Genomic DNA, 19739 nt, shown 5'->3' on the forward strand with positions numbered 1-19739 from the left:
ACTTAAAACCCCCGCTTCGCGGATCTGCCATTATTTCCCCCAGACAGCCTCCAGCCGTTCATCGCGGCCGCAGCGACTGCGGTAATAGCGATAACGGAGAGGGTTCTTGCGGGAATAATCTTGGTGATAGTCCTCTGCCGGATAAAAGGTTACGCGCGGGACGATGCGCGGAGCGAGTGGGCGTTTGAAAAAGCCTTCCAGATAATCGCGCGATGCTTCGGCAGCCTTGCGTTCGCTCTCATTGCTGGGGAAAATGGCTGCGCGATAGCTTTCGCCCTTGTCGCAAAACTGCCCTTCCGCATCGAACGGATCTACATTTTTCCAGAATAGCGACAGCAATTGCGCATAGCGGATTTTCGATGGATCATAGGTCACCAGCACTGCCTCATAATGGCCCGTACCACCTGCGCTCACCGATTCATAATCAGGGTTTTTCGTGCGTCCACCGGTATAGCCGGACACAACATTGATCACGCCCGCTGCCTTTTCAAAATCCGCCTCGGCGCACCAGAAACAGCCCATTGCGAAAATGGCAGTCGCCCGTTCGGGTTTCGGATGCGCACGCTCACTGCGCGCAGCTGCCATGGAAGTGCCAGCAATGATCGCCAACACCAGTCCTAAAGCCATGAGACCCAGTTTCTTCATTATTTATCACAACTCCATTCTTCAACGCCTGCAGAAGATACGAACAACACACCCAAAGGTTGCATCAAAATGATTTAGGCCATGCCGTCGAGCAATTGCCGCGCGCGCCGACGCCAGTTGGCAGCAAGGCTTTCCAGATCGGAAAGTTCACGCAACGCATCCTGCGCGCCCGCCATTTTGTGCCCACCGCCAATCAACAGCTGGAAGGCCCGCTTCACCGTCCAACCATGTGTAGCGCCATGCGTCTGGATAATCTGGTCATCCGGTCCCACATTGCCTTCCTCGATCACCCGGAAGTAATAGCCGCTTCGGCCAGTGCGGATGACGCTTGCAGTCATGTCCTTCACTCCGAAAAGATGGTCGATTTTCCAGCAGGGCTGCCGACCTTGGCTGATTTCAACCAGCGCTTCGCCAATCTGGAAACGGTCACCGATCGCCACACGTTCTTCGGTCATTCCCCGGGCACTGATATTCTCGCCAAAGCCACCTAGCCGATCGAGCAGCGGGTGGGGCTCCGAGCCTTGCTGTGCAAAATCGTCGCGCCAAGCCGGATAATGTTCGGCGGGATAGATATGCACCGCCTTATCAGCATCGCCATGGACGCTGGGATCACCCACCCGGTCACCCTCAAAACCGCGCAGCGTCAGCCGGAGCTTGTCCTGAACCGGCTGGCGCGTTCCAATCGTGCTCATCGCACCGTCAGCGCGGAAAGGCACAGGCTGCCCTGTCAGCAGCGCGTCGATGAATGTCTGGATCATGGCTGATCGTAACGCCACTGGTTTGGCTTGGCCATTGGCAATCCGCCATTGCCGCTTTAATAGCCTGCCGATGCAAACCAGCGATCTTCGCATTGCGCTTTTTAGCGGCAATTACAATTATGTGCGCGATGGCGCGAACCAAGCGCTAAACCGGCTCGTCGGATATCTGTTGCGTCAGGGCGCGCAAGTGCGTGTCTATTCACCGACTGTCGAGGAACCCGCCTTCCCGCCCACCGGCGATCTCGTCAGCGTGCCGTCCATGGCGATACCCAACCGCCCGGAATATCGCATACCGTTGTCGCTTTCCGCGTCCGTGAAGCGCGACTTGGAGGGTTTTGCACCCAATATCGTACATATTTCCAGCCCGGATCGCGTCGCGCGTCAGGCCGCAAAATGGGCACGCGACAGGCAACTGCCCGTCCTTGCATCGGTGCACACCCGCTTTGAAACCTATTTCCGCTATTATAACATGTCGTTTCTGGAGCCGGTGGTCGAAGCATGGCTGCGCAAGCTTTACCGCAAATGCGATGCGCTGGTGGCACCGTCCGAATCGATGGCGCAGGTGTTGCGCGAACAACGGATGAATTATGACATCGACATCTGGTCGCGCGGCGTAGATCGGGATATCTTCAATACAGCCCGCCGCGATCTGCAATGGCGTCGCGACATCGGCATTGAGGATGACATGCCTGCCATCGGTTTCCTCGGCAGACTGGTGATGGAAAAAGGGCTCGACGTGTTTTCGGATACGATCGACCAGCTCCGACGGCGCGACATCCGGCATAAGGTAATCGTGATCGGCGAAGGCCCGGCGCGCAGTTGGTTTGAAAATCGCCTCCCCGACGCGCACTTCGTCGGCTTTCAGGCCGGACCCGATCTGGCCCGTGCCGTCGCCAGCATGGACATGCTGTTCAACCCCAGTGTGACCGAAACTTTCGGCAATGTGACCTTGGAGGCCATGGCCTGCGGCCTGCCCGTGGTCGCTGCCAAGGCCACCGGCAGCCAAAGCCTTGTCGTCGACAATGTATCGGGCCGCCTGATTTCCCCTGGGGCCATCGCCCAATTTGCCGACGCTCTGCGTAGTTATTGCGAAGACCCGGCCCTGCGCAGTGAACATGGCAAGGCCGGCGAACAGCGCAGCCTTGACTATAGCTGGGACGCAATCAATCAGGCGGTCGCCGACACCTATTTGCGGCTGCTGCGCCAGCGCAGCATAAAGGCCGACGGCAAATGACCGACCTGTTCGGCGATCCCCCGCACGCATCGCAGGCGGGCGGCGTCGCCAACGCCCCGTTGGCCGACCGCATCCGGCCGCAGAATCTGGGGGATATTGTCGGACAGGAACATTTGACCGGGCCGGAAGGCGCAATCGGGCGCATGGTTACCGCCGGTCGGCTGTCATCGATGATCCTTTGGGGGCCGCCGGGCACAGGCAAGACCAGCATTGCCCGGCTGCTCGCCGATGCGGTCGGGATGCACTATATGGCCGTTTCCGCTGTTTTCTCGGGCGTTGCGGACCTTAAAAAAGCCTTTGCCGAGGCCGAACAGATGGCCCGCACCGGCAAAGCGACACTGCTATTTGTTGACGAGATCCACCGCTTCAACCGCGCGCAACAGGATGGCTTCCTGTCCTTTGTGGAAAAAGGCATCGTCACCCTGGTCGGCGCGACAACCGAAAATCCCAGTTTCGAGCTCAATGCCGCGTTACTGAGCCGAACGCAGGTGCTGGTTCTGCGACGCCTCGATGAATCTGCGTTGGGCCAGTTGCTTGATCGGGCAGAAGCAATCGAAGGCAAGCCATTGCCGCTGACAGCAGCTGCCCGCGATGCGCTGATCACCAGTGCAGACGGCGACGGGCGTTTCCTGCTCAACCAGGCCGAAACGCTGTTTGCGATCGCACCACCCGATCCGCTTCTCGATCCGCAAGCCATGGCGGCGCTGCTCCACCGGCGCATGCCCGTTTATGACAAGGATCGGGAAGGGCATTACAACCTGATTTCCGCGCTGCACAAATCAATGCGCGGATCCGATCCGCAGGCCGCGCTTTATTGGCTCGCCCGCATGCTCGTGGCGGGGGAAGAACCGCTCTATGTGTTGCGCCGCATCACCCGCTTTGCCGTGGAAGATATTGGTCTTGCCGATCCACGCGCACTGGAACAATGTATCGCTGCAAAAAGCGCCTATGAGTTTCTTGGTTCCCCCGAAGGCGAACTGGCGATTGTCCAAGCCTGCCTCTATTGCGCAACCGCGCCCAAATCCAATGCCGCTTACAAAGCGCAGAAAGCCGCGTGGAAGCTGGCCCGCGAGACCGGATCACTGATGCCGCCAGCCAATATCCTGAATGCGCCGACAAAGCTGATGAAGGATATTGGCTATGGCAAGGGCTATGCCTACGACCATGATAGTGATGAGGGCTTTTCCGGCGCAAACTATTGGCCGGACGAGATGCAGCCGGTCGCGCTCTATCGCCCTGCCCCGCGCGGCCTTGAGGCGAAGATCGCCGAGCGACTGGCACATTGGGAAGGCCTTCGTAAAGAGAGGGGCAAACGATGAGCTATCGCGCAGCAATATGCACCGCCTTGACAGGCCCCGACAGCATCCGCGTCGAACCATGTGAACCTGCACCGCTTGGGCCGGGCCAACTGCGGATTGCAATCCGCGCCGCAGGACTGAATTTTCCCGACCTGCTGATGACTTACGGCAAATATCAATTCCGCCCCGATCCGCCTTTCATACCCGGCATGGAGTTTTCTGGTGAGGTCATCGAGGTTGCGGCTGACGTCAGCGGGTTTGCGCCTGGAGACGCGGTCATGGGCGGCGGCAAGGGCGATTGTATTGCCGAACAGGCGGTGGTTTCTGCTGGCGCGCTCACCCATAAACCCGACGCATTGACATGGGAGGAGGCGGCCTGCTGGCGCGCCGGAGCATCTACGGCATGGCACGCACTCCATGACAAAGCGGTATTGCAGCCGAGCGAAACACTGCTCGTTCTTGGCGCCGCGGGCGGTGTCGGCATGGCCACCGTCGCTTTGGGCAAGCATAAGGGCGCCATCGTGATCGGCACAGGCTCCAGCGCGGAAAAACGTGCGGCGATCCTTCACGCCGGCGCAGACCATGCGCTTGACCCGGCTGATCCCGATCTTGCGCAAAAGGTGAAGGAACTGACCGGTGGCAGGGGCTGCGATGTCGTATTTGATCCCGTTGGCGGAGAGTTGTCGATCACCGCAACCCGCGCCATTGCCTGGGGCGGACGCTTCCTGATTGTCGGCTTTGCCAGCGGCAAAGTGCCGCAATTTCCCGCAAACCATGCGCTAATCAAAGGCTATAGTCTGATCGGCCTGCGTGCCGGCGAAGCAAGCCGCCGCGATCCGGCGTTGGCGAGCCAAACCTCTGCTGCCTTGAGACAACTCGCCGCCGGGGGAGTTATGCGTCCTCACATCTCGCACCGCTTCACGCTCGCACAGACAGCGGACGCGCTGCGCATAATCGAACGGCGCGAAGCAATCGGTCGCGTGGCAATCACAATATGCTGATGATGCGCTCCACCTTTAACTCTGGTGAAATGGTGAAATGGTGAAAGAGCGAATCAAATCATTGCTTTGACTCAACTTTTTTGTGCGCAACATAAAGCGCAGCAATTATTTGCCAGAACCTTGATTACATGGTAAATTCTGTTTCGTTCCTGGCTCGTGGAGGGCCGTTTTAAAGGGGGGGACGACATGGAAAATTTGCAGTTTGCAGGTTACGCCTTTGACCAGGCGCTATTCATGGTCTGGGCAGAGAAAATCTTTTTTGCACTCGTAATTCTTGCAGTCACATGGGCGCTCGCAAAGGCAGCCAAATGGACCTTTGCGAAGATGGTCGACCAGATAAGTTTCCTTCGGCGTGGTACGTCGAACGGTGAAAGTGTCGGCATGGCATTGGGCAAGATTGTGTCGCTCCTGGTCTGGCTTTTCGGCTTACTCGCCGTTTTGCAGCAACTGGGTTTCGACAGCGTGATCACACCCGTCCAAGGCTTGCTCACCAACTTCATCGGCTATCTCGACAATATCGTCTTCGCCGCAGCTATATTCTTCATCGGATCGATGATCGCACGGATTGTGCGCGATCTGGTCGAAACTGCGCTCGGCACGGTCGATTTCGACAAATGGGCCAATAAAGGCGGGGTTGAGGCTGTAACTGGCAACAGCGCGATCACCAAGACCATCGGCACGATTGTCTATGTGCTAGTGATTATCCCTGTCGCCATCGCGGCACTTCAGATGCTGGAAATTTCGGCAATCACCGAACCAGCAATGAACCTGCTCAACATGGTGTTTCAGGCGATCCCGCTGATCATCGGCGCATGCCTGCTTCTCGGCCTGGGTTACGTGCTGTCGCGCTGGATCAGCGGCTTGATCCGCGACCTGTTGCCAAACCTTGGTGCTGACCGGGCCATTGACGAACTGGGCATCCTGCCTGAAGGCCGCAAGGCATCCGGCGTCATCGCCACGATTGTCACCGTTGCGATCATGATCTTTTTTGCCATCGCAGCCACCAACATGCTCGGCTTTCCGCAGCTGACCGACATATTGCAGACGGTCTTGGCTCAGGCGGGCAATGTTGTCTTCGGTGCCGTGCTGATCGCCCTTGGCGTGTTGATTGCCAATATCCTGCGCAATCTAATTGCCGATGCTACCGGGCCAGGCATTGCTTCCAATGTAACCTATTGGATCACCACCGGCCTGTTCGTCTTCATCGGGCTGAAGCAGATGCAGATTGGCGGAATGATCGTCGATTATGCGTTCCTTGCACTTGCGATTGGCGCGGCGGTCGCCTTTGCTCTCGCATTCGGGCTGGGGGGCCGCGATGCTGCGGCACGCGCGCTTGCCGACCTTCGCAACCCGCAGACGTCCGCACCCAAGGCGCCTGCTGCCAAAACGGCCACGAAACGTGCTACGTCGGCGAAATCCGCCACGAAGAAATAAATCTACTTTACCAGAACGGGACTTGGAGGGCGGGTCAAACCCGCCCTTTTCTTTTGGGGCAGCAAGCGGCAAAGCACGCCGATGCGACGCTTTACATCCTTTACCTGCATCGACTGGTCGGGCGCTATTGGTGCGCATCCACCCGGCCTTGCTGTGGCAAGCATAGGGTCGGAAAACGCACCCGAATTGGTGCAGCCTATGCAGCAGCGATGGTCTCGCGCCGCGATCCGCGACTGGCTGCTGCAACTGGCCGAAACGCAGGCCGACATGCTGATCGGCCTCGACCTCTCCCTCGGCTTTCCCTTTATTGATCAGGACGCATTCTTTCCCGAATGGGAGATGAGTCCGACCGACGCACGCGGACTTTGGGCTCTGGTCGAAACGCTCAGCGCAGGCGAGCCGCATCTTGGCGCAAATTCCTTTCTCGCTCACCCAGAGGCGCGCCGCCATTTTCGTCACGCCAAGGGCGATGTCGGCAACCTGTTCCTTCCCGGCATTGGCCGGCTACGCGAAGTCGAACGGCACCAACGCGCCACCCGCCAGGCCAATAGCTGGAGTTGCTTCAACCTTGTCGGTGCAGGCCAGGTCGGCAAAAGCTCACTTACCGGGATGCGAATGATGCACCAACTGCAGGGGCGCATTCCGATTTGGCCATTCGATCCGTTGCCAGAAACAGGGCCGGTGATTGTCGAGATTTATACCAGCATGGCAGCGCGCGCCGCCGGCCTGCCTGCCAATCGCAGCAAGGTTCGTGACATCGAAACGCTGGCCAAGGCACTGGGCGCACTTAGCGCGGGGCTTCCACAACGGCTCAACCGTATGGACGACCATGCCACCGACGCGCTGATCACCGCGGCATGGATGCGTTGCGCCAGCGCAGATCCGCTTTTATGGTCGCCGCCAATACTAGATGACCAAATTCGCCAAACAGAAGGCTGGACCTTTGGCGTGGTTTGACGCTAAAGGCGCTTCCACGCATCGCGCGCCGGCTTAGCTCAGTTGGTAGAGCACCTGATTTGTAATCAGGGGGCCACGGGTTCGAATCCTGTAGCCGGCACCATATTTCCACGACCCTTCCTCTATTATCGGTTCGCCATGCTGGCGTTCGGGCGCGGCAGGTTGTCGCTACGGTTTAGCAAGAACCGAAGAGCCTTGTGCGGCAAGGCTGGAACGATGCCTGCAATCAACTGCATGTCGCACTAAGCAACCGACGCGCGCAGCATCCAGCTATTCCGTTCATGCCGGCCGATGCGCGCGGTCAACATGTCCGCGGTGAAGACATCATCAAATTCATCGGCGATGCGAACGGCGTCGCGCATCCGCCGTGCCACCGTCTCATTGTCCTCGATCAGCGTTTCCAGCATCTGTTTCGCATCGCTTAACGTCGTCTTGCTTTGCAACATACTGCGCTGTTGAAAATCACCAAAGGCGGCGGGGGCGACATGCCCCAAGGCCCGAATGCGCTCGGCAATTTCGTCGATCGCGGCGTCCAGATCTTCATATTGGTCCTGCGTCAGTTTATGGATACCGTAAAATGCCGGACCGACGATGTTCCAATGGACGCCAAGGGTTTTCAGATAGAGCGTGAAGCTATCTGCCAGTGCGTCGGAAAGGACATCGGCCAATTGCTCGGTGCTGAAATCGTCGATGCCGGTGTCTATCGTTTCGACCCCCGGTTCAGGGCCCAGGCTGTTGATCGTCATGCCATTACTCCATCTCTGTGTCTGATGAGAACGTGCCGTCGGCCGCTTGGTTCCAAACCCCCGAAAGGAACGAAGCGGCAAGACAACTGTTTTCAGTGGGCCTGCTCAATGCCGGCAACAATAGATCAATGATCGAAAGGATGATGCAATGGTCAACTGGACCCACAAGCCGTTCCTGTTCGCAACAGCAGCGGCAACAATAGCATTAGGCGGATGCGCAACCGTTGAGGAGGGCGTCGCCGAAGCGTTTGCCGAAACCCACCGCGCCGAACTGAGCGGTGCCAACATCGTCGGCTCCAGCCGGGATAATGATGGTTATGCCCGAGCAGAACTGACGGTATCTGACGAAGCAAACCAGATTTGCTATGATGTGAATGACGTTCGCAATCTCAGCGACATTACAAGCGTCACAATCAATCGCGGTCGTCCCGGAACAAATGGCGCTGTCGTCTTGCGGCTCACAAACGCGAATGAAGGCGGTTGGAAAAACTGCGTCGGACGCGCCGAGTGGATTGAGGATCGGATCGAAAACAATCCTTCGCGCTATTATATCGTCATCAACACTACCGAATATCCGAATGGCGCGATCAGGGGCCAATTTCATCGCAGTTGATCAAAGCAAAGCCCGGTGCGGCAACCGCACCGGGCTTTACCCGGATTTTCACCAGAGTGTGTTATCCGCACCGCGCGGCTGGTGAAAATCCGAATGTTGTTGCGGATGGCTGACGGTTCGCCCGGCGTGTCGTCGCACTCCTTCCGGTTCTAACGGGCAGCGCAACGTTGAAGGAAAGTAATCAGCATCACCATCAGCGCGGAGCCCAACGGAACAAGAGATAGCGTCGCTATCGAGAGGCCTGATCTCAAATTTGATGCGCCGTCAATCAACGTCGAGGCCATTAACCCGGTCAACAATGCTCCGGCCATTCCGGTACCGACATTAAACAGAATGATATGACGATCATCCTTCAGGGCGATCAGACTGGCGACCCAGCCAACCAGACCACCAATGAGCAGCAAAAGGGCTAAGTTCATCGCAATCTCCGCGGCGGTATATAAACTCTGTTCGCCGAACGCGTCAGGCCAGCCAGAGTTCCGCACGATTTCATTGCCGGAAAAAGAAACCTCTGCGTGGTCGTTGGGGGGATCTGGGAGAGGTACCGCGCAGAGGCTCGAGTATCAGGCCATTCGACCGGAAGTTAGGAGGGTCAATTATCGAATGGCACGTTGCCAACGATAAGGCCGCCCATTTGTTCCCAGTAGCAATTCATATCGGCAACGGCGTCACCACCTTGGGCAAGGGTCCGACGGGCACTGTCAGCTGACAGCAAAGTCCTGCCGGCAGGAATTCGAGCTTGGCAGCACCTGAAAACTCCTGCGACATAATACTTTCCAAAAGCTCGAGTCCGAACCCGCGCCAGTCAGGAGGTTTGACCGGCGGGCCACCCGTTTCTGACCAGATAATCTCCGCCTTTCGATCACCAATGCTTCGCCAGACGATGTCCACACGGCCGGTCGCAGCCGTCAGTGCCCCATATTTCGCGGCATTGGTTGCCAGTTCATGGACCGCCAAGCCAAGCGACAATGCAATATTGGGCGCGAGTTTGATGTTGGGACCGGTAATCGCGATAACGGGCCCGGTACTGTGCAGGAACGGGGCCAGTTCCGCCTCAAAGATATCGCGGATATCAGCGTTCGACCATTCATTCTGCGTCAGCAATCCATGCGTCGCCGCCAGCGCGCGTATCCGTGCGGCCAGGCTATCAGCGAATTCGTCCAGCGTTGCCGACCGACGCTTGGTGAGTGCCAAAATGGACAGCACGTTCGCCAAGGTGTTTTTGACACGATGGTTAAGTTCGCGGTTCAGCGTCTTACGAATCTGCAGCTGTCGAAACTGCCATTCAAATGCTTCACGATCATAAGCTGCAGCGCGCACCAACATTCGGGTGATGAACAACAACATGCCTGAAATGATCAGGCCGACAAAAATGAACCATTTCGTGAAGGATGACAGCATGGCAGGCGGTGCACCTGCGATGACTAGCGTCCATTGCGTGTTGCCAAAATCGAGTTGGGTGGACCGCGAGAATAGGTTTCGGCTTTTATCTCCAGCTTCGGCAAGCAAGTTCGACGCCGCGATCGACCCGGCATAAAGCGCGGCATAAGAGGGTGGATGCGGGATAGCGGACAATTGGCTCTGCAGAAAATCGTCGCCGCGAAACGCAACATAGACCATCCCCTTTGGCAACTTGCCGCCAGTTGGGACCGGCTTGTAAATCAGAAAACCCAGCTTTGGGTGCCGCCGCAGGTCTTGCATCAAAACAACCGGAGCCGTTGTTGTGGGCTTTCCGGTTGCGATGGCCCGGTCAATAGCATCGCGGCGCTTCTGTTCACGATACATGTCGAAACCGATCGCAGACCGGTTTCCAGGGTTTGACGGGAACAGATAGGTAATCTTGACCGAAGCTATCTTGCCTGTGCCATCATCGCCTATAAATGCCCAACCAACGCCGCGCGCTCCATCAATGTCGATGGAAAGTGCAGCGGCCCTTACAAATTGTTCGAATTGCTCCTTACCGGAATCGACGTGCGACAAGAATAGAGCGCCGACCTGCAGGACGGCATCATAGGCCGCCTCCTGCCGCATGATCGCTTGCTTCAACTCAACCTCTTGAACCTCGAGACGCTCGCTAATCGCGGCGCGCTCGGACGTTTCCGAAGCGACCGCACCAACCACGACTAGCGCAACCGACAAGGCAAAAACGACAAGCGGAAAAGCGCGTGAATGACGTTCCAACCAATCATGCTTTCGGACCCGCGCTTCGAGCGACCTATCCATGTTATGTTTACCCGCCAATCAAAGCCACGCCCTCATATTGTTGCCCTCGTAACGCGGCAGAACCGCATTAGTTTCCCGGTGCGGGAATGTTGGAAAGATTTGCCGAGCGATGGAACATCGCTTTCAGTGCGCTGTTAAGATCGAACTAGGCTGATCGTTTTGCCATCGCGAGTGATCAAGATGACAGTGCAAATGGCCCAGTCGAATAAGGGCCTCTGCAGACGGCATCACATTTTGGAAAATCGGTTGTGATGCCGTCTGCATGTCTTTGCTATTCGACAATAAGCTTTGATTGCAAGCACAGGAAACGGGTCGCAAAACCCTGGCTTTTCTATGTTCAGGTTTATGATCGTCATCCGGCAAGCAAGAAAGCTGCACCTAACTATCACGAGGAATAAGCGCAGTCAGCGTCGCAAATAACCCGGTTCGTCTTCTCTGCCTGTCGGGAACCTAAATCAGCATCCGGGGTTTACCTGTTTCCATAACGGAGACAAACCAATGAACATCATATTGATTTTGCTGGTTGGAGGCATCCTCGGATGGCTGGCCAGCTTGATAATGCGCACCGATGCCCAGCAAGGGGTTATTTTGAACATAGTGGTGGGGATCGTTGGCGCAGTCATCGCCGGCTTTATCATCACGCCGATGATCGGCGGTGCTCCCATCACATCGGGTGCGTTTGATTTCCGATCACTCTTGGCATCGCTAATCGGTGCAATCCTGCTTTTGGCCTTGGTCAATCTCGTCCGCCGCGGAACGCCGCGTTAGAATAAGGAAGCATTGCTCATGAAAAAAATTGCAAATCTCTGCCTGATCGGTGCCGCAGCACTATCCATGGCGGCATGTGACAAATCGACCACCGATGCAGGCGACACGCAAGCCGACAATATGGAGGCAGCCGCTGACGCAACGCGCGAACAGGCTGATCTAAAGGCTGATGCCATGGAAAACCGGGCCGACACGCTCGACAAGCAGATTGACGGCGTCGATTCCAATGCTGAGCAGTCCTTGGAAAACAAGGCACAGAATGTTCGTGACAGCGCCGAAAGCAAGGCCGATGCGATCGAAGAAAAGGCCGACAAGGTCCGCGACGGAACAAGCACTGTGACGACGACAGAGAAGCGTTAATCCGCTTCAAAAATCGCTGGCCAAATGGCCAGATCCAGAAAGATCGAAGGGCTGCCCAAGTGGCAGCCCTTATCTTAACGCCAGAGACTCCGACGTGTTCGATGCGGGTGCACCTTCAATCTGCAGCGGAAAACGCATCGACAAAACCGTTGCGCCCGGCTGACTGCTGATGTCGATTTTGCCGCCCGCCTGTTCTGCGTAGGCGCGGATCAGATCTATTCCGGTATTTCCGGCGCTAGTCGCATCGGCAAAGCCGGTGCCATCATCCTCCACGCGCATTTCTGCCTCGCCATCCCTGGCGGTGAAATCCACGTTGATCTTCCCAACCCGGCCCTCCCCAAATCCATGCTGGAAAGCGTTGGCGACAGCTTCGACTGTAAAAAGCGTAACCGGGACAGCCTGATCTGCGGGAAGAGCAAATTGTTGCGCATGGCAATGCAGTTCAATGTCCCTGCGGGTCTTATAGGTCTGCCGGAACTGGGCGCACAAACCTTCAAGCAACTGCGCCATATCGGCCGTTCCAACCGCAGTCCCATGGTCCGATTCATACAGCAATCTGTGGATCAGGCCGAGCGCCACAATGCGGGATCGCGCCTGTGACAAAGCCAGTTGTGCAACCGGATCGGTCACCCGATCAACCTGAAGCGCAAGCAGGCTGCTAACGATCTGAAGATTATTTTTTACGCGATGATTGACCTCTTTGGTCAGCGCTGTCGTGACAGACAATGCATGACGCAGATCGCTTTCCTGCTTTTCGATGGCTTGGGCCATGTCATGCAAATCAGACGCGAATTGTGCTAGTTCGGTGGGCGCACGATCAAATTCATGCAACGCTCCGTTGAAGTCACCCTTTGCAAAGCGCGCCGTCAGATCGCGCAATCTTTCCAGCCAGCGCAGGATCAGATGCCGAGTGGACACCCATATCGCGACCCCCGTAAACAGCAGCGCCAAAAGAGGAAGTAAGAGGCTCGGCCACATACGAAATAATGTTGATTTCCAAGTGGTTTTGGCAGGTTCAGCATAAACAATATAAAGTTCTTCCGCGAAAAATGGAGCGGACACATAGGTCCAGCGCTTTCCATCGCGCCCGCTCAACATATGCGGCCGCTCGCGCGCCATCACGACCTGATCAAATTTCTCGAAACCTGCGCGACCGGCGCCCACCAACGGTCGGCCTTGCCGGTCGACCACGAACACCACACTGCTAGCGGATGTCTTGGCCTCAATCGAACGTCGCAGATGGGCAATGCTGACTTTAGCGCTTACTGTGCCGTTGAAGGCTCCATCTGCGGCCATTATCGGCTTCACCATCATCAGCACGGGCAGAGCTGATATTGCTCCGACCTTTGGCTCGGCCAAGTAAAGGCTGGTCCGCCCTTCGCGCGCGCGCCACCAGTTTTCCGACGACATGTCATGTCCATCAGCAAAGGGCAGCACTGCGCAGCGAAGCTTCCCATCGGCATCCACGCGCACGAAATTCACAATCGCCGTTGCACCGCGCAGTTCGCCCGCAAGATTTGTGCTGCAAGCAGAGCCGATCAACTGCACATCTCGCTGCGCTGCGAGCACCGACAGCGAATGCCCGGCAATGACGAACGGATCACGATCGCTTTCGGCAATGGACCAAGCATTGGCACGCAAGCGGTTGGCAACCAGTTCGCGAGAGTCTTCAACGGCCAGCCATATCTGCCAGGCCGTAATTGTGACCAAAGGGAAAATTGCCGCAAATAGAACCCATATCAGGTTAGTGCGGATTGTTCGCCCTGCCATCGACATTCCCCCCACTTGCCGAAGGGGTCGGTTGTTCGGACGAATCTTCCCCTTCAATCAAGCGCATCAGCGCCGCACGCCCTCTCGCAAGGCGGCTTTTCACAGTCCCCAGACTGCACCCGGCAACATCGGATGCCTCTTCATAGCTCATGCCCGCGCCAGCAACCAGCAGCAGCATTTCACGCTGCTGAACCGGCAGTCGATTGAGCGCCTTATCCAGATCGAGCAGATTGAAATGCATTTCCTGATTGGGGGGTTGCACCAGAAGTCGCTCAGCTGCTTCGGGATCCCATGATGCCAATCGCGCACTCTTGCGCTTGCTCGTGTAAAATTGGTTGCGGACGATCATGAACATCCAGGCACGAAAATTTGTACCCAGCGTAAAGCTGTTTCGCGCCGCCCATGCGCGCATCATCGCCTCTTGGGCCAGATCATCGGCAAGATCGCGGTCGCGGCATAGCCCGCGTGCAAATGCGCGCAGCGAAGGGATCAAGGCGATCATTTGCGCCCTGAATTCTTCCAGTTGTTCATCAACGGGACCTGCTGCGTTTTCCGCCATGTTATTTGCGCTTCGCCGGGCCCGATTGCCCGTCCAGACGGTCGAGCAAAGCCATGAAATCATCAGGAATGGATTCGGATGCAACCTGATCATAAAGTTGCTTCAGTGCAGCCTCAACCGGGTCGAATGCTGACCCTGTGCGCACCTTGCTGACCTTCTCTCCATCATTTTTATTCTTGTTCATTCATCACGCCCCTTTTTGCCATCGGCCTGAAATTAGGCAGATGGCAGCGAAAACCCGGGTTGGCCGATAGCCCTCTTTGCATTTGCCACAATCGCAAACTGGCGGTCTCACTTCGAGTAAAAATGCGTTACCCCTGAAAATGTTCCGAGGGCGGGAACAAAAAAAATTTCGATCGGTTATAATGAGACAATAGAGAGGAAATCTCATGTCATTACGTGATGCCGTGCAAACAGAATTGCCCTACTTGCGGCGTTATGCCCGGACCTTAACCGGGTCACAATCTGCAGGGGACACCGCGGTCAGGGAAACGTTGGAGGCTCTGATCGCAGAGCCCGGGTCATTTAGTCGTGAGAGCATCCCGAAAGTTGAGCTTTTCCGGATCTTTCATAAATTATGGAACCCGCCAATGATCTCATTGATCCAACTTGCGGACGGCGTGGTCGGCAATTTGCCAATAGAGGCGCGCCAGTCGATCCTGCTGACTACAATTGAAGGCTTCTCGGCCGAAGAAGCCGCAACCATTCTGGACATCGACACCGATGCAATCAAAGCAAATGTCGCCGATGCGCGCTCTGCAATCAATGACCAACTTACGGCACGGGTGATGATCATTGAGGATGAACCGATCATCGCCCTCCATTTGAAACGCATCGTGGAATCGCTCGATCATGAAGTCACCGGCATCGTGCGCACCCGTGATGAAGCCGTGCGCCACGCTTCGGAAATGCACCCTGAACTTGTTCTGGCCGACATCAGCCTTGCCGACGGATCGAGCGGCATCGACGCCGTTCGCGATATCCTGGCTCACGAAATGCTGCCGGTCATTTTCATTACGGCGTTTCCCGAACGCTTGCTAACGGGCGAACGGCCCGAGCCAACCTATCTGATCACAAAGCCATTTGAACCGGAAACGGTGGCTGCGACGATCTGGCAAGCCCTGCTGGTTCACCGCGAAACTCAGGTTCATGCCGATGCGGTCTGACACCGCCCAAGGACGAAAAACCGGAGAATGAACCGCCAGCCCTGACAACTGGGGATTTTTTGGGAACGAAAGTCAAACAGTCTCAATTTCGGTTACACAGTGGCCGCACGATAAAGTTTCGCACCACCACAATTTTTGCCTCAACCGTGCATCGATGCCAAAATCGAGTTGATGGGAAAAAAGCCGAAACAGACTGAACTATCGGCAACGCCATATGGCAGAAAAAGGTCGGCACCGACACGGATCGCGCCGCAAGTATAGACCACATTGGGCACATAGCCCTCCCGGTCTTCATCCACTGCGGACAAAATGGGCTGCACTGATCGGCCGAGCACGATGCTGGGATCATCCTTGTCGAGCAGAAGCGCACCGATGGAATATTTGCGCATTGCGCCAACGCCATGCGTCAGCACCAACCAGCCCTCGTCGATCTCAATTGGCGGGCCGCAATTCCCTATCTGGATAAACTCCCATGGGTAGCGGGGTTCGAGAAGCAACTGCCCCCCCTCCCAACAATCCAACCGATCTGAGTGCAGCAGGTAGAGATTTTGCCCATCCTGTCGGCCGAGCATGAGATATTCGCCGTCAACCTTGCGAGGAAACAGCGCCATCCCCTTGTTTCGGGCAGCATCGCCATTGATCGGCGACAGTCTGAAGCGATCAAAATCATCAGTCCGCAGCAATTCAGAGCCGATCGAATGGCCACTATACGCGGTATAAGTGCCGATAAATTCGCGCCGCCCATCATCGTGGGTGAATTCGACAAGCCGCAAATCTTCCAGCCCGTTGCGCTGCGCTTCGGTCATCGGGAAAATGACTGTCCCCGAAATCGAACTGTCGGGGTGGCGGCGCACGACCGGCGCAACGATCTCCTGTTCGGTCTCATGGTCAAGCAGCGCAGCAGTTGCGAACAGCGGCTCGGGATGCAGTTGCAGGTCGCGCCCTTCGGCGATGATTGCCTCACGAAATGCAATGGTCGAAATATGCCCCTCACCCACCGCGCGCAAAGCAAGCACGATCCTGACGCTTCCGTCCTGCAAGCCCGACTGGTCAGGGTGGCGAACAACGGTCGGGTTCATCAGCGCTGCGGCGGCGTAGCTATATTCATGGCAGAAATAAGCACCAATCAGCTTGCGCATTTCCGGGCGGGGTTCAGGGCCGGATAGCCCCAATTTTGGGCTGATCTCGATAAACCGACGCTCGAAAACATCCTCAATCTGCCAGTGTCGTTCGGCAAAATCACCCAGCACGACACCGAGCTCGCCGCGCACGGTTCGACTATCGAGCGCAGTGATGGCTTGTGCCAGTTTCTGCACCCGACTGAGATCCGGCCCGGATGCCTGCCAGGCAAGATGAAACGGCCTTACGACCACCCTTCCGGGATCAGCGTTGAGCCTTAGTGGATGCGTCCAGCCGTCAATCACAGATTAGACCGAGAGAGACCGCGAGGCATTGGTCCTGGTTGCGGCAGTCACAACCGGAACCGCTAACTCACCGCTCTCGGCCAGACGGCGCAATTCCTGCATCGATGCCTGACCCATATGCAGTGCCAGTACCGATTCTGCACCCTGATTCAGGTTGACGCCAACAGGGGTTATGCCGTCATAGCAATCGCCAACGGCCGTTACCGCCAGCGGTAACCCGCGATCATTCTGACCATGGAACCATCCATAGGCCGCTTCGGCCGTGTCGAACCATTTGCTGTCAGCCTCGTAACGATAGGCGGCCAGCGCAGCGTCAATCATCGCCCAAGCGTCGACCGGTTGCTGGTCGAACGGATCGCCAGCAATGTCCAACGCGCCAAAGGCGTTCGAGCCCACTGGCCGGAAATGACCAGCCTCGGTCTGCAACAGCGCGATCCAATCGAGCGCTTCTAGCGCCTGAAGCGCCGCCACATCATTGCCTAACCTGTCCGCGCCTCGCAGCATCGCTTCAGGAAGGCGGCAATTATCATAGGCAAGACAGGGTTCAAACCACCGCCAGCCGGGACGCGAATAATGCTTGTACGCACTCCATAGGAAGGTCAGTCCATAGTCCAATATTGCCTTGGCATGCCGATTTTCAAGGTCAGCCGAAAGGGCTAGATCGGCACCCAGCATGGCGAATGCGATTGCTCGGGGCGATGTGAAATCAAGCGCGATCGGTGCAGCCTCAGCCCATAGCCGGGATGCCCAGAGCCGCATGGCGGGATCGCGCGCCTCCGCAACGGTCGCGCCGATCGCCCATAAAGTGCGGCCATTGCTATCAGTCGACCCTGAAGGTTCGAGCCAGTTGCGATCGTAGCCCATGAAATTGCGGAACGCCCGGGCGTCGGGGTTCCAGCTGTGCTGGACAAAGGCCGCAAAGGTTCCCGCCATGGCGGCAAAGCGGCCTTCACTGCGATGCGCAAGCATCAACGCACGCGCATTATCATCGACGCAATAACCATGGTGGCGATCAGGAATCGAAAGCACCGAATGCTGGATAATCCCGCAATTGTCCGTCAGTCGGAATAGCCCGTTTTCGGGTAAAGGGTGGCGTGGCAGCTTGATAAACTTGCGCACGCGCAACTGTTCGCACATGCGCAGGGTTTGCCGTGCAAATTCGGGCCAGGTCGTCGCACGTCCAGCCTCATACGCGCGCAATTGCATTGCAGCGAGACGATCGGGATTGGCAAGCAATGCGTTCACGGCATCGCCGAGCGCCGCTGGATCTGCAAAAGGTACAAGTTCACCCTTGGCATCGGCAAGCAATTCACGTGCATGTTTGTAGGGCGTGGAAACAACGGCCTTGCCCAGTGCTAGCGCGTAGGACAGCGTCCCCGACGTCGATTGGTCGGCCGACGCATAAGGCGTCAGGTAAACATCCGCGGCCTCGATCCGATCGAGAAGTTCCTCCTTATCGAGATATTTGTTGATCCAGAGGATATTATCTTCAACGCCCAGTTCACGGGCAAGTTGCTCAAGCTTTTCGCGATAGGCCTCACCTTCGAAGGCAAGCAGTTTCGGGTGGGTGGCGCCGGCAATACAGTAACGGGCACCAGGGTTTTCGGCACAGATTGCCGGCAGCGCGGCGATCGCGGTTTCAATCCCTTTGCCCGGAGAGATCAGACCGAATGTCATCAGCAGGGGTGCATCGTCCAGATCGAGGCGCTGCTTCATCTCGCGCGATCTGCCAAAGGGCCGGTCGGGCACGCCGTGCGGGATGATAGCGATACGGTCGGGCTCGACGCGATAGACACGCTCCAATATCGCGCGGCCTTCATCCGACATGACAACCAACCGTGCGGCGCGATCAGACAGCCAGCGCATCACGCGCTGTTGTTCCGGGGTGGGGTTTTCCAATACGGTATGCAATGTCACAACAAGTGGCGCTGCGACGTGCCGCAGCATGTCGATGATCCATTCGCCCGCCTCGCCGCCGAAAAGACCGAATTCATGCTGCAGCCAGACGATTTCCGCCTTACTACGTTCAATCTCTTTACCGGCCTCGCGATAGGCCTCCCGATCATTTTCAGGAATGATCGTCTTGACCATGGACGGGCAAGCGCATGCATCCTCCGATACCATTGCGTAGATATCCAACTGCGTTTTTGGCGAAACGGCCGCAAGCGAATCGACCATATCCTGCGTAAAGGTTGCAATGCCGCATTTGGTTGGCGGGAAATTGCCGACAACCGCGATATGGCCAACACCGTTTGCAGCCACACCGGCGATCGGCAACCCATGCGGAAAACGCAGGACATCGTCAGATTTTGTCAGAATATTCTCAAGCATCGATAACCACCCAATCGGATTTCAAGGATTGACGTGACGGCGACATCCGGCCGTGGATTGAATGATTGCCACAGGTCGGCCTGATGTTTGCTGATGTGCACACACCCCTTTAACGTCGGGATCGCCACAATGTTCCGCCGCCTGTTGCTAGGCTCTTTAAAATGGCGCAGCATGACCCAGTCAAAACCAATAATCCATGCGCCAGCGGTCGCATCGCCTTTGTAATTAAAGGTTTTAAAGGTACCGTCGCCGAGCTGAAAAAACGGGATGGACCCCCGCCGATAGTTCGACCGGGGCCTCCGCTGAATGTTCATCCGGAGCAAACGGGGGCGTAAAACTCCGAACGACATTCCGGAAACACCGTCCGACAGCTTTGGTTCCCAGCACCGAAAATTTTTTTGCGAAACACCGCGCTGCGCTTCGGGCTTATCAAACAAGCATGTCAACGGAAG

20 protein-coding genes and 1 tRNA gene are annotated in these 19739 nt (G+C 56.8%); 10 read left to right on the forward strand and 11 right to left on the reverse strand.

From position 1 onward, the window contains the following. Positions 1-30: 30 nt before the first annotated feature. Both msrA and RSE16_13300 read right to left on the reverse strand, forming a co-directional pair. Positions 31-645, reverse strand: coding sequence for a peptide-methionine (S)-S-oxide reductase MsrA (gene msrA / locus RSE16_13295; GenBank protein ID WRH75665.1), 615 nt, complete (start codon positions 643-645; stop codon positions 31-33). A gap of 74 nt (positions 646-719) precedes the next feature. Continuing rightward, complete coding sequence (locus RSE16_13300; protein ID WRH75666.1) at positions 720-1403, reverse strand: MOSC domain-containing protein; 684 nt, start codon at positions 1401-1403, stop codon at positions 720-722. A 70-nt stretch (positions 1404-1473) separates the two neighbouring features. Between RSE16_13300 and RSE16_13305 the strand changes: the two genes are divergently transcribed. The 6 genes from RSE16_13305 to RSE16_13330 all read left to right on the forward strand — a co-directional run bounded on the left by RSE16_13305 (position 1474) and on the right by RSE16_13330 (position 7430). Then, positions 1474-2637 (forward strand): glycosyltransferase family 1 protein, encoded by a 1164-nt coding sequence (locus RSE16_13305; protein WRH77364.1) that lies wholly within the window; start codon positions 1474-1476, stop codon positions 2635-2637. After that, complete coding sequence (locus RSE16_13310; GenBank protein ID WRH75667.1) at positions 2634-3956, forward strand: replication-associated recombination protein A; 1323 nt, start codon at positions 2634-2636, stop codon at positions 3954-3956. Before RSE16_13305 ends, RSE16_13310 begins: the two co-directional genes overlap by 4 nt. After that, positions 3953-4936 carry an NADPH:quinone oxidoreductase family protein gene (locus RSE16_13315; protein WRH75668.1) on the forward strand — a complete coding sequence of 328 codons (984 nt, stop codon included), beginning with the start codon at positions 3953-3955 and terminating at the stop codon, positions 4934-4936. The genes RSE16_13310 and RSE16_13315 overlap by 4 nt, the downstream gene beginning before the upstream one ends. 186 nt (positions 4937-5122) lie before the next feature. Then, positions 5123-6370: a mechanosensitive ion channel gene (locus RSE16_13320; protein ID WRH75669.1), complete on the forward strand. Its 1248-nt coding sequence runs from the start codon at positions 5123-5125 to the stop codon at positions 6368-6370. Between the two features lie 81 nt (positions 6371-6451). After that, positions 6452-7327 (forward strand): hypothetical protein, encoded by an 876-nt coding sequence (locus RSE16_13325; protein WRH75670.1) that lies wholly within the window; start codon positions 6452-6454, stop codon positions 7325-7327. Between the two features lie 27 nt (positions 7328-7354). Beyond that, positions 7355-7430, forward strand: a tRNA-Thr gene (locus RSE16_13330). Positions 7431-7569: 139 nt separating this feature from the next. Here the strand turns inward: RSE16_13330 and RSE16_13335 are convergent. Next, positions 7570-8073: a DNA starvation/stationary phase protection protein gene (locus RSE16_13335; protein ID WRH75671.1), complete on the reverse strand. Its 504-nt coding sequence runs from the start codon at positions 8071-8073 to the stop codon at positions 7570-7572. Between the two features lie 148 nt (positions 8074-8221). On the opposite strand from RSE16_13335, the gene RSE16_13340 reads away from it, so the two are divergent. Further along, positions 8222-8686 (forward strand): CHRD domain-containing protein, encoded by a 465-nt coding sequence (locus RSE16_13340; GenBank protein ID WRH75672.1) that lies wholly within the window; start codon positions 8222-8224, stop codon positions 8684-8686. Positions 8687-8835: 149 nt separating this feature from the next. Here the strand turns inward: RSE16_13340 and RSE16_13345 are convergent, their stop codons facing one another. Both RSE16_13345 and RSE16_13350 read right to left on the reverse strand, forming a co-directional pair. Continuing rightward, positions 8836-9105 carry a hypothetical protein gene (locus RSE16_13345; GenBank protein WRH75673.1) on the reverse strand — a complete coding sequence of 90 codons (270 nt, stop codon included), beginning with the start codon at positions 9103-9105 and terminating at the stop codon, positions 8836-8838. 232 nt (positions 9106-9337) lie between these two features. Continuing rightward, positions 9338-10909 (reverse strand): HWE histidine kinase domain-containing protein, encoded by a 1572-nt coding sequence (locus RSE16_13350; GenBank protein WRH75674.1) that lies wholly within the window; start codon positions 10907-10909, stop codon positions 9338-9340. Positions 10910-11407: 498 nt separating this feature from the next. Between RSE16_13350 and RSE16_13355 the strand changes: the two genes are divergently transcribed. Further along, a complete protein-coding gene (locus tag RSE16_13355) occupies positions 11408-11677 on the forward strand; it encodes a GlsB/YeaQ/YmgE family stress response membrane protein (GenBank protein WRH75675.1) in 270 nt (89 codons plus the stop codon). 18 nt (positions 11678-11695) lie between these two features. Then, a complete protein-coding gene (locus RSE16_13360) occupies positions 11696-12037 on the forward strand; it encodes a hypothetical protein (GenBank protein WRH75676.1) in 342 nt (113 codons plus the stop codon). A 69-nt stretch (positions 12038-12106) separates the two neighbouring features. Here the strand turns inward: RSE16_13360 and RSE16_13365 are convergent, their stop codons facing one another. Genes RSE16_13365 through RSE16_13375 form a run of 3 tightly spaced genes read right to left on the reverse strand, consistent with a single transcriptional unit; the run spans position 12107 to position 14550 of the window. Next, positions 12107-13807: a sensor histidine kinase gene (locus RSE16_13365; protein WRH75677.1), complete on the reverse strand. Its 1701-nt coding sequence runs from the start codon at positions 13805-13807 to the stop codon at positions 12107-12109. Beyond that, a complete protein-coding gene (locus tag RSE16_13370) occupies positions 13782-14366 on the reverse strand; it encodes a sigma-70 family RNA polymerase sigma factor (GenBank protein ID WRH75678.1) in 585 nt (194 codons plus the stop codon). Before RSE16_13370 ends, RSE16_13365 begins: the two co-directional genes overlap by 26 nt. Before the next feature lies 1 nt (position 14367). Next, the gene (locus tag RSE16_13375) at positions 14368-14550 is read right to left on the reverse strand and encodes a NepR family anti-sigma factor (protein ID WRH75679.1); all 183 of its coding nucleotides are present in this window, start codon (positions 14548-14550) and stop codon (positions 14368-14370) included. Between the two features lie 205 nt (positions 14551-14755). Here RSE16_13375 and RSE16_13380 point away from each other — a divergent pair, with 205 nt between their 5' ends. Next, a complete protein-coding gene (locus RSE16_13380; GenBank protein ID WRH75680.1) occupies positions 14756-15532 on the forward strand; it encodes a response regulator in 777 nt (258 codons plus the stop codon). Between the two features lie 140 nt (positions 15533-15672). On the opposite strand, the gene RSE16_13385 is transcribed toward RSE16_13380, so the two are convergent. From RSE16_13385 to RSE16_13395, 3 genes are read right to left on the reverse strand one after another with little or no spacing between them, the layout of a single operon-like run. Then, on the reverse strand, positions 15673-16956 hold the full coding sequence (locus RSE16_13385) for a glycoside hydrolase family 130 protein (GenBank protein WRH75681.1): 1284 nt from the start codon (positions 16954-16956) through the stop codon (positions 15673-15675). Between the two features lie 3 nt (positions 16957-16959). Continuing rightward, positions 16960-19287: a glycosyltransferase family 4 protein gene (locus RSE16_13390; GenBank protein ID WRH75682.1), complete on the reverse strand. Its 2328-nt coding sequence runs from the start codon at positions 19285-19287 to the stop codon at positions 16960-16962. After that, positions 19269-19724, reverse strand: coding sequence for a hypothetical protein (locus tag RSE16_13395; GenBank protein WRH75683.1), 456 nt, complete (start codon positions 19722-19724; stop codon positions 19269-19271). The genes RSE16_13390 and RSE16_13395 overlap by 19 nt, the downstream gene beginning before the upstream one ends. Positions 19725-19739 lie beyond the last annotated feature (15 nt).

The organism is Sphingobium sp., assembly GCA_035196065.1.
Lineage (GTDB): Bacteria > Pseudomonadota > Alphaproteobacteria > Sphingomonadales > Sphingomonadaceae > Sphingorhabdus_B > Sphingorhabdus_B rara.